This window comes from Phenylobacterium conjunctum (genome assembly GCF_042679085.1).
Lineage (GTDB): Bacteria > Pseudomonadota > Alphaproteobacteria > Caulobacterales > Caulobacteraceae > Phenylobacterium > Phenylobacterium conjunctum.
Genome location: NZ_JBHTLQ010000018.1, coordinates 1 through 12,777, shown reverse-complemented (window position 1 = coordinate 12,777; position 12,777 = coordinate 1). Strand labels below are relative to the sequence as shown.

Below are 12,777 nucleotides of genomic sequence, written 5' to 3'. Positions count from 1 at the left end.
CTACTCCGCCGGCAGCACGAGGTCCGTGCGCTTGGCCAGGACGCGGTCGAACTCGGCCCAGACGCCGGCGTCGCCGTGCCATTGGCCCTTGGTCGCGGCCTTGGAGTACTCGGTGGAGCGGGCTTCGAAGAAGTTGGCGTGCTCCACGCCCGACAGCATCGACTGCAGCCAGGGCAGCGGGTTTTCCTTCACCCCATAGGCTTCCGGCAGGGCCAGCTGGCGCAGGCGCCAGTCGGCGATGAAGCGGATGTAGGACTTGATGTCCTCAGGGGTCATGCCCTGGATGTCGCCCGCCTCGAAGGCCAGGTCGATGAACTTGTCCTCCAGGCCGACCACGGTCTTGCAGCAGTCGACGATGTCGTCCGCCACCGACTTGGTCACCGCGCCCGTCTCCTTGTTGAAGGCGTGGTAGAGCTTGATGATGCCTTCGCAGTGCAGGCTCTCGTCGCGCACCGACCAGGACACGATCTGGCCCATGCCCTTCATCTTGTTATGGCGCGGGAAGTTCATCAGCATGGCGAAGCTGGCGAACAGCTGCAGGCCTTCGGTGAAGCCGCCGAACATGGCGAGTGTCCGGCAGATGTCGGCGTGGCTGTCCACCCCGAAGGTCTGCATGTAGTCGTGCTTGTCCCGCATGGCCTGGTAGTCGAGGAAGGCCGTGAACTCGGAATCGGGCATGCCGATGGTCTCGAGCAGCAGGGCGTAGGCGGCGATGTGGATCGTCTCCATGTTGGAGAACGCCGACAGCATCATCTTCACCTCGGTGGGTTTGAAGACGCGGCTGTACCGCTCCATATAGTTGTCGTTCACCTCGACGTCGGACTGGGTGAAGAAGCGGAAGATCTGCGTCAGCAGGCTCCGTTCCTTGTCATTGAGCTTGGCCGCCCAATCCTTGCAGTCCTCGCCCAGCGGAACTTCCTCGGGCATCCAGTGGACCTGCTGCTGCTTCTTCCAGAAGTCATAGGCCCAGGGATAGCGGAAGGGCTTGTAGGCGTAGGAGGGCGTGAGCAGGCCGGGAAGGTCGGACATGGGTGTTTTCCCAGGGGAGCGGAATCGACGAAGCCGTAGTTAACTACGACACATAGCCATCGAACACCGACAACATCTAGCGGCGAGTTAACGCAGGCCCCCAAGATGTTGTGAATGGAGCTGGGGACAAGTCGCATGCCCACCCTCACCCTCTATGGCGCCCCGGGCTCAGGCGCCGTGGCCGTGGAGGCCGCCCTGACCCTGATCGGCCAGCCCTATTCGCTCATCGACGCCGTGACCTGGGACGAGGACGACCGGACGAGCGGCGACAGGGTCCTGGCGGCCAATCCCCTGCGCCAGGTGCCGGCCCTGGTCCTGCCGACCGGCGAGGCCCTGACCGAGAGCGCGGCCATCCTGATCTGGCTGGCCGAGCAGTATCCGGACGCACGCCTGGCGCCGGCGCCCGGCGATCCGCGGCGGGGCCAGTTCCTGCGCTGGATGAGCTTCGTCTCGGCGGCGATCTATTCGCTCTATTGGGTGAAGGATGATCCGACGCGGCTTGCGCCCGACCCGGCCGCTGGCCCGGTCCTGGTGGCTCGCACTGACGACCGCATCGCTGAGTGCTGGCGGATGATGGGCGAGCAGATCACGCCGGGCGCCTGGCTGATGGGCGAGGCGCTCAGCGTGCTCGACCTCTATGTGGCGGTGGTCTCGCGGTTCCGCCCGCGGCGCCAGCGGTTCTACGCCGCCGCCCCGAACATGGCCGACATCATCCGCCGCGTGGACGTGCACCCGCAGCTGCAGACGCTGTGGGCGGAACGCTATCCGTTCGAGCCGGGGTGGGACGCCGTCTAGTTCCGCGGCTTGATCGACAGGGAGAAGGCGACCAGCGAGTCGTCCTTGGCCTCCTGGCCCATCAGCATGTGCTCGCCCTTCACCTCGCGGTGGACATAGCCCAGGGAGGTCTGCATCGCGCCCTTGCGCCAGGCCACGCCCAGTTGGGCGTCGCTGATCAGGGTGCTGGCGGCGTCCTGGCTCCAGGCGCGGTCCCAGCCGGTGGCCTGGTCCTTCAGCATGTTCAGGCCCACGGCCCGGCCGCTGGCGGCGGCGTAGATGAACCAGCGCCCGGCGTCGCCGAAGTCGGCGCCGTCGCGCACGCCCATGGCGCTGAGGCCCGAGCGCACCCGATCCTCGCCGGACTGGCCCAGGGTGACCATGGCGCCGGCCTCGGCCGAGCCGCCCAGGCTGGTCATGCCGACGCCGGCGTGCGGCGTCACATCCAGGGCGTAACGGCCATTGGAGACGCTGACCGCGCCCGGCCAGTCGCGGGTGAGCGAGATTTCGTAGGACTGGGCCTCAAGGTCGGCGCGGTCCACCGAGACCGGGGCCAGGGCCAGGGGCCGTCCGTCCAGGCCCTTGAGCGCGCCGCCCACCGAGACCCGCAGGCCGTTCACCCCGCCATGAGAGCGCCCGAGAACAACGTGGTTGGAGGACCAGCCCGTGGCCCCGACGCCCTTGCGGGCGGTCTGTCGGTCAAGAAGGGCGCCGATGGGATCGGCGTCCGGGCTCGGGGCGCGGGCTTCGGTCGAGAAGGCCGCGCTCATCAGCCGGGCCGCGGCGCCATCCGCGGACGCGTCATCGGCCTGCGCCGCTCCCGCGGCGCCGGTCATTGCAGCGAAGACGATGGCCAGCCCAGCCAACGACCTCATGGGTCCCTCCTCATGCCGTGCAGCCTCGCCGCACGACCCCTCTTGCGCATGGTTGATGTGACCCGGAAACGACGCAAGGGGATTCGCGGTTCCCGCGACCAACCGCCGCCTAACCTGGGTATATCAAAGGCGCCTATTTGCGGGGTTTGACCGAAAGGGTCACGGCGACCGTGGTGTCGTCGCGGGCGTCGAGGCCCACAAAGGTCTGGGCGGCCTTCACCTTGCGCTTCATCCAGGCGAGCGACGCCTGGACCGAGCCCTTGCGCCAGCCGACCCCGGCCTGGACATCGCTGATCAGGGCCGAGGCCGCGTCCGAGGACAGGCCGCCCCGGGTCCAGCCGTCCTTGTCGTGCAGCATGTTCAGCCCGACCGCCCGGCCGCTGGCCGCGCCAAACAGATACCAGCGGCCCCGGTCGCCGAAACGCTCGCCGCCGGCCGGGGCGAACTGGTCGGACCAGGACGGTCGGCTGACCTGGACGCTGGCTCCGGCCTCGGCCTCGCCGCCGGCGCTCGTGACCCCCACCCCGGCGTGCGGGGTCACCGCAACGTCGAAGTCGCCCGCGGCCACCTGGCGGGGCCAGTTGCGGGTGTAGGTCACCTCATAGGCGAGGCGCTCGGAGACCACCGGGGCGCCGGGCGCAGGCGGCAGGCCGCCGGGCCCCTGGACGATCTGGCCCACGGCGACACGCAGCTGATCCACCGCCTGGGCGGCGGGACGGACAATGGCGCTCTCGGCCACCTTCCAACGCCCGACGCCCTGGCCGGGAACAAAGGCCTGGATCTCATGGGTCGAAGGTTCAGACGCCTGCGGGGCCAAAGGCGTCAGGGGCCGCGCGGCGGGGTCGGGCTGGGCGTAGATGACCTCGCGCAGGCGGCCCCAGGTCGCGGCGTCCGGGTCCGGCGCGCCTGGCAAAACGGCGTCGCCCATCGCCACGCCGCCAAGCGCGACGGCGACGACACAGCCGTTCACCAGGGCGACGATGGTCAGAAAGCGCATCTCTGCTCCCCACGCCCACAGGCGTTAAGGTTTACAGGATCGCCCAGCTATGACCGGAGGCCACGCGGCTTCTACTGACAGGCGAGGCATTCCTCGTAGTCGGTGCGCTCGGTCTGCATCGGCTCAGCGATGGCCACCGCCGCGTCCCCGCCGGCGTGGGCGGCGCGCTGCACGGACTTGGAGCGCAGGTAGTAGAGGCTCTTCATGCCCCGCTCCCAGGCCTGCCAGTGCAGCATGTGCAGGTCCCACTTATCCACGTCGCCCGGCAGGAAGATGTTCACCGACTGCGACTGGCAGACGTCCGGCGTGCGGTCGGCGGCCAGTTCGACCACCCAGCGCTGGTCCAGTTCAAAGGCGGTCTTGTAGACGTCCTTCTCATCCTGGCTCAGGAAGTCGAGGTGCTGGACCGAGCCCTCGTTCTCCAGGATCGAGTCCCAGATCGCGGCGGTGTTCTGGCCCTTCTCCTCAAGCAGGCGCTCCAGGTAGGGGTTCTTCACCGCGAACGAGCCCGACAGAGTCTTGTGGGTGTAGATATTGGCCGGGATCGGCTCGATGCCGGCGCTGGTGCCGCCGCAGATGATCGAGATCGACGCCGTCGGGGCGATGGCGATCTTGTGGCTGAAGCGCTCCATGACGCCACGATCGGCGGCGTCCGGGCACGGACCGCGCTCGGCGGCCAGCTTGCGCGAGGCCGCGTCGCAATGGCGGCGCAGGTGCTTGAACAGGCGCATGTTCCAGGACTTGGCCATGGCGCTCTCGAAGGGCACGTTCTGCATCTGCAGGAACGAGTGGAAGCCCATCAGGCCCAGGCCCACCGACCGCTCGCGCTTGGCGGCGTAGACGGCGTTCTTCATCTCGGCCGGGGCGCGGGTGATGAAGTCCTCGAGCACGTTGTCGAGGAAGCGCATGACGTCCTCGATGAAGGTCGGGTGGTCGCGCCACTCCATGAAGGTCTCGGCGTTGACCGAGGACAGGCAGCAGACCGCGGTGCGGTCCTGGCCCAGGTGGTCGACGCCGGTGTGCAGCATGATCTCGGAGCACAGGTTCGACTGGCGCACCTTCAGGCCCAGCTCGCGCTGGTGCTGCGGCATGGCGCGGTTCACGGTGTCGGAGAAGATCAGGTAGGGCTCGCCGGTCTGCAGGCGGATCTCGAGGATCTTCTGCCACAGGGAGCGGGCGTCGACTTCGCGCAGCACCTCATTGGTCTTGGGCGAGCGCAGGCCGAACATGGCGCCGTCGCGGACGGCTTCCATGAACTCGTCGGTGATGTTGATGCCGTGGTGCAGGTTCAGGGACTTGCGGTTGAAGTCGCCCGACGGCTTCCGGATCTCCAGGAACTCCTCGATCTCCGGGTGGTGGATGTCGAGATAGACCGCCGCCGAGCCGCGGCGCAGAGAGCCCTGGCTGATGGCCAGGGTCAGCGAGTCCATCACGCGGATGAAGGGGATGATGCCGCTGGTCTGGCCGGCGCCCTTGACCTTCTCGCCGATGGAGCGGACGCCGCCCCAATAGGTGCCGATGCCGCCGCCGTTGGAGGCCAGCGCCACGTTCTCGTTCCAAACCCCGGTGATTCCCTCCAGGCTGTCGCCGACGGCGTTCAGGAAGCAGGAGATCGGCAGGCCGCGATCCGCGCCGCCATTGGACAGGACCGGAGTGGCCGGCATGAACCAGAGCTTGGAGATGTAGTCATAGACGCGCTGGGCGTGGTCGGCGTCGTCGGCATAGGCGGTGGCGACCCGGGCGAACATGTCCTGGTAGCTCTCGCCGGCCAGGAGGTAGCGGTCCTCCAGGGTGGTCTTGCCGAAATCGGTCAGCAGGGCGTCCCGCGACCGGTCGACCTCGACCTTGCGGACCAGCTGAAGCTGGGGTCGTTCATGTCGTTCCGCGGCCGCTTGAGCCACGTCCGAGACCGACCGCATCACCGCTTCGCTGCTGCTCATCGCCCAAAATCCAATCCAATCAGAAGCTTCCCGGACAGCCCCGCCCGTTCGGCTAACCCCTACATCTTGTGTCCGCTCCGCATCGGCCACCGATATATGGGGCCATAAGCCCTAATGACTCGTCAACGGGTTCGGGGGGTCGTCCACCGGAGTTTTTCGTTAGCAAAAGGTTAACGCCACCCCTTGCGGCTTGATCCGCTTGGCTTTTCAGAGGGTTCCGACGACCGCGACAAAATCGCCTGTCCACAGGGTGGGGATAGAGGGGCCTCCGGTGAAGCTAAGACCCTCGGCGGCGCTCCCTCTCCCCATTTTATGGCGAGAGGGAGCGTCACCCGCGCCAGGCCCTTGCCAGCCCACGCCAAGAGCCCTAATTGCACCTCGTCACTGGGGAGTAGCCGCCCGCGCCCATCAGCGGGGGACACGTCAACAGACTTGCTGAAGACCCATCGGGTCCGAGGCATGGCGTGTCCGACCTTTCGTCTGGCGAGACCAATGGCTTTCGCGTGTCGATTCCCGGCGGGGTCGGCGGCGCGGAGAGCCATAGGTTATGCCCGACCCCGCCCCAGGAGCACGTCTTGCCCCATCCCTTCCTTGTCTCCACGGGCCTCGTGGCCGTCGCCGAAATGGGCGACAAGACCCAGCTGCTGGCCATGATGCTGGCGGCCCGGTTCCGCAAACCCGCCCCGATCATCGCCGGCATCTTCGCCGCCACCATCGCCAACCATGCGCTGGCGGCCGGGGTCGGCGTGCTGGCGGGCAATTTCCTCCACGGGCCCTGGATGAAATGGATCCTGGGACTCGCCTTCCTGGCCTTCGCGGCCTGGGCGCTGATTCCCGACGAGTTCGAGGACAAAGACGCGCCCAAGGACCGGGCCGGCGCCTCGGTCTTCTTCACCACCCTGATCGCCTTCTTCTTCGTGGAGATGGGCGACAAGACTCAGGTGGCGACCATCGCCCTGGCCGCCCAGTTCCAGCAGATCCTGTGGGTCGCCGCCGGGACCACGGCGGGCATGATGCTGGCCAATGTCCCGGCGGTCTTCGTCAGCGAGGCGGTCTCCGAGAAGATCCCCTTCAAGTACATCCGCTGGCTGGCCGCGGCCTCCTTCGCCGCCATCGGCGTCTGGGTGCTGATCACCGGCTAGCCAGCGGCCAGAACAGCGCGATCAGGGGCGTGCCGACCACCAGCACCAGCAGGGTGAGCGGCGCGCCCAGCCGCGGATAGTCGCCGAATCGATAGCCGCCAGGCCCCATCACCAGGGTGTTGCACTGGTGGCCGATGGGGGTGAGGAAGTCGCAGGCCGCGCCCACCGCCACCGCCATCAGGAACGGGTCGGGCGCCAGGTGCAGCTTGGCCGCCAGGCTGGCGCCGATGGGGGCCACGATCAGCACGGTGGCGGCGTTGTTCAAGAACGGCGTCGCCGCCATCGCCACCGCCATCATCGCCCCCAGGGTCAGCATCGGCGGCATGGCGTGGAACAGGGTCGACAGCCAGGTCCCGATCAGGTCCGCGCCGCCGGTGGTCTGGATGGCGTCGGAGACCGGGATCAGGGCGGCGATCAGCACCAGGACCGGACCATCCAGGGCGCCATAGGCCTCGCGCATGCGGATCGCCCCGATCGCCACCAGCAAGGCCGCCGCACCGAAGAAGGCCACCGCCACCGGGGCGGCGCCAAACGCCACCAGCACCATGGCGGCGGCCAGGATCGCCACGGGCGCGACCTTGTGCCGGATGCCGCCCAGCCGCACCTCGCGCTCGGCCAGGGGCAGGAGGCCCAGGCCCTGGAGGGCGGCGGGCAGGCTACGCTCCCCGCCCTGCAGCACGATCATGTCGCCGGACCGCAGCTTCACCCGCCCCAGGTGCTGGCTGAGCCGGAAGCCCGAGCGGCTGACCGCCAGGAGGTTGACCCCGTGCTGGCCGTGCAGGTCGAACTGCTGGGCCGATTTGCCGATCAGGCTGGACTCCGCGCCGACCACCGCCTCGATGACCCGGACCTCCTCGGTGGGCTCCTCCATGGCCAGGGGCTTGTCGGCGCGGGTCAGCCGCAACTTGGCCCGGACGATCAGATGGTCCAGGGCCTGGGGCTCGCCTTCGATCAGCAGGGTGTCGCCAGGCAGGATGCGGGTGTTCGGATGCGGATTGGCCTTGCGCGCGCCCTTGCGCAGCAGGGCCATCACGCGGGCCTCGCCCTCGGCCAGGGCGTGCAGGTCCTTGATGCGGTCGGCGGGCGGGGTCCAGTCCTCCGGAACCTCCACCTCGGTGAAGTAGGCGTTGGCGGCCAGGGCGGCCTCGATGTTCACCTGCGGCTGGCGGTTGGGCGACAGGATCCGATAGGCCAGGCTCAGGAACACGATGCCTAGTCCGGCCAGCACCAGGCCCACGGGGGCGTAGTCGTACATGCCGAACGGCTTGCCCAGGATCTCCTCGCGCACCTGGGAGACGATGATGTTGGGCGAGGTCCCGACCAGGGTGACGAGACCGCCCAGCAGGGCGCCGAAGGACATGGGCATCAACAGGCGCGAGGGCGACGAGCCGGTGCGCCGGGAGATCTGCAGGGCCACGGGCATCAGGATGGCCAGGGCGCCGACGTTCTTGGTCGCCATGGACAGCAGGGTCACCGCTGCGGTCAGCACCGGGACCTGGCTCCTCTCGGTCTTCAGCCGGGGCAGGATGGGGCGCAGGGCCGCTTCGATCACCCCGGACCGGGCGAAGGCGGCGCTGACCACCAGGGCGGACGCGATGATCACCGTGATGTCGTTGGAGAAGCCGGCGAAGGCCTCCTTGGCCGGCACCACGCCCATGACGATCCCGGCGAGCAGGGCGATCAGCGCGATCAGGTCATAGCGGAACCGTCCCCAGATGAAGGCGGCGATGGTCGCGCCCACCAGGGCGAAGGCCAGGATCTGTTGTTGGGTCACGCGCGTCTCCGACAGCCAAGCCGCCGGAACGCGCGGGCGCCGCTAGAGGTTCAGGAGCGCGGGATCGCCGCCTTGGGCGGCGATGTTGACGCTGACCGCCCGCTCCAACGCATAGCGCAGCAGGGCGTGCGGGCCGCCCGCCTTGGGGCCGGTGCCGGACAGGCCCTCGCCGCCGAACGGCTGGACGCCCACCACAGCGCCGATCATCGAGCGGTTCACATAGGCGTTGCCGGCCGGAACCGCCTGGCGGACCTCCTCGGCGAAAGCCTCGATGCGGCTGTGGACGCCGAGAGTAAGGCCATAGCCCTGGGCGGCCAGGGGCGCGGCGGCCTGGGCCAGCCGGCCGGGCTCGTAGCGGACCACGTGCAGGACGGGGCCGAACACCTCACGCGGCAGGAAGTCCGCCGACGGAATCTCGGCCAGGGCGGGGGCGAAGAAGCTGCCGCCCTTGGGCGCCTCCAGAATATGCAGCACCTTGGCCTCAGCGCGCAGGCGCTCCAGGTGGGCGGCCAGGCCCGCGCGGGCCTCCTCGTCGATCACCGGGCCGATGTCCGTGCGCGGATCGGCCGGGTCGCCCAGCACCAGTTCGTCCATGGCCCCCTTGATCCCGTCGATCAGGGCGTCCGCCGTATCTTTGGGCGCGAACAGGATGCGCAGGGCCGAGCAGCGCTGGCCGGCCGAGCCGAAGGCTGAGGCCATGACGTCATCGATCACCTGTTCCTTCAGGGCCGTGGTGTCCACGAACATGGCGTTCAGGCCGCCAGTCTCGGCGATGAAGGGAATGATCGGACCGGGCCGCGCGGCGAGCGTCCGGTTGATGGCCCACGCGGTGTCGGTGCCGCCGGTGAAGGCGACGCCGGCGCAGGCCGGATGGGCGGTCAGCTGGGCGCCCACCGTCGCGCCCTCGCCCGGCAGGAGGTGCAGCACCTCCACCGGCAGGCCGGCCTTCTGGAACAGGCGCACGGCGGCGGCGGCGATCAGCGGGGTCTGTTCGGCCGGCTTGGCCAGCACCGCGTTGCCGGCGGCCAGGGCCGCGGCGATCTGGCCGGTGAAGATGGCCAGCGGGAAGTTCCAGGGGCTGATGGCGACGAACACGCCCCGGCCATGCAGGGATAGCTGGTTCACCTCCCCCACCGGGCCTTTGAGGGTCTCCGGTCCGCCGAACTGGCGCTCCGCCAGGTGGGCGTAGTAGCGGCAGAAGTCGGCGGCCTCGCGCACCTCGGCCACGCCGTCCGCAAACGTCTTGCCGGCCTCACGCACGCACATGGCCACCAGCACCTCGCGGTGCGCCTCCAGCTCGTCGGCCATGGCCCGCAGAATCCGGGCCCGGCCGTGGCCGCCCAGGGCGTCCCAGGCCGGCTGGGCGGCGCGGGCGATGGCGAAGGCGGTGTCCACATGCTGCGCCTGGGCGGACCAGGCCGTGCCGATGCTCCGCGCACGGTCGGCCGGCGAAGTGCGGGCCTCCCCCGGCCCCTCGCCCAGCTCGTCGCCGGCGATGATCGTCCCCGCGGTCAGGGCGCCGGCGTCGAGGGCGGCGACCGCCAGGCTCAGGCGCTCGCGGTCCGCGGCCACCGACAGGTCCATGCCCGCCGAGTTCTTGCGCGCGGTCCCATACAGGTCGACCGGGGCCGGGATGCGCGGATGCGGCGCGCCGCCGGCCGCCTCCACCGTCGAGATGGGATCGACCACCACCGCCGAGACGGGGGTCTTCTCATCCAGCAGGGCGTGCACGAACGAGGTGTTGGCGCCGTTCTCCAGCAGGCGGCGGACCAGGTAGGGCAAAAGGTCCTCGTGGCCACCCACGGGCGCGTAGACCCTGAGCTTCATCTCCCCATAACGCTGGGCGGCGCCGGCATAGAGCGCCTCGCCCATGCCATGCAGGCGCTGGTACTCCGGCTCGACCCCGGCCTGGCGGGCCATCAGCCGGACGGCGGCCAGGGTGTGGGCGTTGTGGGTGGCGAACTGCGGATAGAGCGCCGGCGCGGCGCTCAGCAGCACACGGGCGCAGGCCAGGTAGGAGACATCCGTCGCCGCCTTGGTGGTGTAGACCGGATAGCCGGGCAGGCCGCCCACCTGGGCGCGCTTGATCTCGGAGTCCCAATAGGCGCCCTTGACCAGCCGCACCATCAGCCGGCGGCCGGAGGACCGGGCGATCTCGGCCACCGTGGCGATCGTGGACGGACTGCGCTTCTGGTAGGCCTGGACGGCAAGGCCCAGCCCCCGCCAGGCGCCCAGCTCCGGCGCGCGAGCCAGCCGGTCCAGCAGCTTCAGGGACAGGGCCAGGCGGTCGGCCTCTTCGGCGTCCAGGGTCAGGTTGATGTTGGCCTCGGCGGCAATCACCGCCAGGCGCAGGATCCGCGGATAGAGATCGGCCCAGACCTTGTCCTCCTGGCGCGCCTCATAGCGCGGGCACAGGGCCGACAGCTTCACCGAGACGCCGTGGCCGGCCTCCGGCCCCTTGCCGGTGGCGTGGGCCCCGACCGCCCGCAGGGCCTGGGCGTAGGAGGCTTCATAGCGGTCGGCGTCGGCGGCGGTGCGGGCGCCCTCGCCCAGCATGTCGAAGGAACAGACCTGGCCGTCGGCGGCGGCGCGCTTGATGGCCAGCTCAATGGTCCGCCCCAGGACGAACTGCTCGCCCATGATCTTCACCGCCTGGGCCACCGCCTGGCGGATCACCGGCTCGCCGAGGCGCCCGGCCAGCCGGCGGATGAAGCCTGGCAGGTCGTTGCGGACCTGCTCGTCCGGGTCGATGAGCTTGCCGGTGAGCATCAGGCTCCAGGTCGAGGCGTTGACCAGCAGGCTGTCTGAGCGGCCCATGTGGCTCGACCAGTCGGCCGAGGCGATCTTCTCGGCGATCAGCCGGTCGCGGGTCTCTTCGTCGGGGGTGCGCAGCAGGGCCTCGGCCAGGCACATCAGGGCCAGGCCCTCGCGGGTCGACAGGGAGAACTCCTGCAGGAAGCTCTCGACCACGCCCTGGCGGCGGGCGCCACGGCGGGCCAGCCGCACCAGGGTCTCGGCCTCCTGCCGGACCTCCTCGCGCTCGTCGGGGGACAGGGGCCGGGCGGCCAGCAGGGTGGTGGCGGCGGCGCGCTCGTCGACGAACTTCTCAGCGTCGAGGGCGGTCAGGGCGTCGAGCAGGGTCTGGCTGAACATTCTGCCGGGATATTGCCAAATCAGGCGAATGTCGTACGGAACTCTGGCCGCATCGTCGGCGCTTTCACGGTGAGAGGCGCGATTTGTCAAAGAACCTTCGGCTGGACGATACCGACCGCCGGCTGCTGCGCGCCCTGCAGGCGGACGGCCGGATCAGCAACGCCGACCTGGCCCAGAAGTGCAACCTGTCGGCCTCGGCCTGTTCGGACCGGGTGCGGCGGTTGCGCGAGGAGGGCTACATCACCGGCTTCTCGGCGATCCTCGACCCGACCAAGGTCGGCCGCGACGTGCTGATCTTCGTCGAGGTCGTCCTGGACCGCACGACGCCGGACGTGTTCGAGAGCTTCGCCGCCGCGGCCCGCAAGGCCCCGGACGTGCTGGAGTGCCACATGGTGGCCGGCGGCTTCGACTACCTGATCAAGGCCCGCGTCGCTGACCTGGTGGAATACCGCAAGTTCCTGGAGGAGGTTCTGGTGCGCATCCCCGGCGTCCGCGAGACCCGTACCTATGCGGTGCTGGAGGAGGTGAAGTCCTCCACATCGCTGCCGATCTGACATTCATCACACTCGTCAACCTCCGGTCGCCCGCAGGGCGATCCGGGGGATGACAGTGGTTTTGGTGGTGGTGACGGCGGCCAAAAGCAAAGGGCCCGGTGTTTCCACCGGGCCCTCGCTATTCAGACTGAACGCCTGAGATCGACTTAGAAGTTGATGTCGATCGTCGAGCGGCGGTTCAGAGGCTCCTTGGTGCCGTCCGGGGTCGGAACGGCGAGTTGGGTCTCACCCTTCCAGTCCACTTGCAGCGCACCGGCGCCGACGCCTTGGCCGACCAGGGCGTCAGCCACGGCCTTTGCACGACGTTCCGACAGGCGGACGTTGTACGCCGGCGAGCCCGAGGTGTCGGTGTGACCGACGACGATCACGCGGGTCGCGTGGCCGGCGTTGGCGTAGTTCGCGGCTTCCGAGATCACCGTCTGGGCTTCCGGCGTCAGGACGTACTGATCGAACGGGAAGTAGACGATGAATTGCTTGGCCTCATACGCCGGCGGAGGCGGCGGGGGAGGCGGCGGCGGAGGCGGCGGGGGCGGCGGCGG

At 69.2% G+C, this 12,777-nt stretch carries 10 protein-coding genes and 1 riboswitch; of the genes, 3 read left to right on the top strand and 7 right to left on the bottom strand.

Going from position 1 to position 12,777, the window contains the following annotated elements; translation table 11 throughout:
* Positions 1 to 1,029, bottom strand: coding sequence for a ribonucleotide-diphosphate reductase subunit beta (locus ACFQ27_RS09745; RefSeq protein WP_374346087.1), 1,029 nt, complete (start codon positions 1,027 to 1,029; stop codon positions 1 to 3).
* 135 nt (positions 1,030 to 1,164) lie between these two features.
* Here ACFQ27_RS09745 and ACFQ27_RS09740 point away from each other — a divergent pair, with 135 nt between their 5' ends.
* A complete protein-coding gene (locus ACFQ27_RS09740) occupies positions 1,165 to 1,824 on the top strand; it encodes a glutathione S-transferase family protein (RefSeq protein ID WP_377353456.1) in 660 nt (219 codons plus the stop codon).
* On the opposite strand, the gene ACFQ27_RS09735 is transcribed toward ACFQ27_RS09740, so the two are convergent.
* From ACFQ27_RS09735 to ACFQ27_RS09725, 3 genes are all read right to left on the bottom strand, one after another.
* On the bottom strand, positions 1,821 to 2,678 hold the full coding sequence (locus ACFQ27_RS09735) for a lipid A-modifier LpxR family protein (RefSeq protein ID WP_377353455.1): 858 nt from the start codon (positions 2,676 to 2,678) through the stop codon (positions 1,821 to 1,823). The two genes, ACFQ27_RS09740 and ACFQ27_RS09735, sit on opposite strands and share 4 nt — an antisense overlap.
* Positions 2,679 to 2,811: 133 nt before the next feature.
* A complete protein-coding gene (locus tag ACFQ27_RS09730) occupies positions 2,812 to 3,675 on the bottom strand; it encodes a DUF2219 domain-containing protein (protein WP_377353454.1) in 864 nt (287 codons plus the stop codon).
* Between the two features lie 71 nt (positions 3,676 to 3,746).
* Complete coding sequence (locus tag ACFQ27_RS09725; RefSeq protein WP_374346082.1) at positions 3,747 to 5,615, bottom strand: ribonucleoside-diphosphate reductase subunit alpha; 1,869 nt, start codon at positions 5,613 to 5,615, stop codon at positions 3,747 to 3,749.
* A 374-nt stretch (positions 5,616 to 5,989) separates the two neighbouring features.
* Positions 5,990 to 6,187, top strand: a riboswitch (yybP-ykoY riboswitch).
* A 3-nt stretch (positions 6,188 to 6,190) separates the two neighbouring features.
* On the opposite strand from ACFQ27_RS09725, the gene ACFQ27_RS09720 reads away from it, so the two are divergent.
* Positions 6,191 to 6,757 (top strand): TMEM165/GDT1 family protein, encoded by a 567-nt coding sequence (locus tag ACFQ27_RS09720; RefSeq protein WP_374346081.1) that lies wholly within the window; start codon positions 6,191 to 6,193, stop codon positions 6,755 to 6,757.
* Here ACFQ27_RS09720 and ACFQ27_RS09715 read toward each other — a convergent pair.
* Together ACFQ27_RS09715 and putA are read right to left on the bottom strand one after the other, a co-directional pair.
* On the bottom strand, positions 6,747 to 8,531 hold the full coding sequence (locus ACFQ27_RS09715; RefSeq protein WP_374346079.1) for an SLC13 family permease: 1,785 nt from the start codon (positions 8,529 to 8,531) through the stop codon (positions 6,747 to 6,749). The two genes, ACFQ27_RS09720 and ACFQ27_RS09715, sit on opposite strands and share 11 nt — an antisense overlap.
* 42 nt (positions 8,532 to 8,573) lie before the next feature.
* Positions 8,574 to 11,684 carry a bifunctional proline dehydrogenase/L-glutamate gamma-semialdehyde dehydrogenase PutA gene (gene putA, locus ACFQ27_RS09710; RefSeq protein ID WP_377353453.1) on the bottom strand — a complete coding sequence of 1,037 codons (3,111 nt, stop codon included), beginning with the start codon at positions 11,682 to 11,684 and terminating at the stop codon, positions 8,574 to 8,576.
* Between the two features lie 83 nt (positions 11,685 to 11,767).
* Here putA and ACFQ27_RS09705 point away from each other — a divergent pair, with 83 nt between their 5' ends.
* Complete coding sequence (locus ACFQ27_RS09705; RefSeq protein ID WP_377353452.1) at positions 11,768 to 12,238, top strand: Lrp/AsnC ligand binding domain-containing protein; 471 nt, start codon at positions 11,768 to 11,770, stop codon at positions 12,236 to 12,238.
* Between the two features lie 146 nt (positions 12,239 to 12,384).
* On the opposite strand, the gene ACFQ27_RS09700 is transcribed toward ACFQ27_RS09705, so the two are convergent.
* A partial coding sequence (locus ACFQ27_RS09700; protein ID WP_377353451.1) for an OmpA family protein occupies positions 12,385 to 12,777 on the bottom strand: 393 nt, incomplete at its 5' end.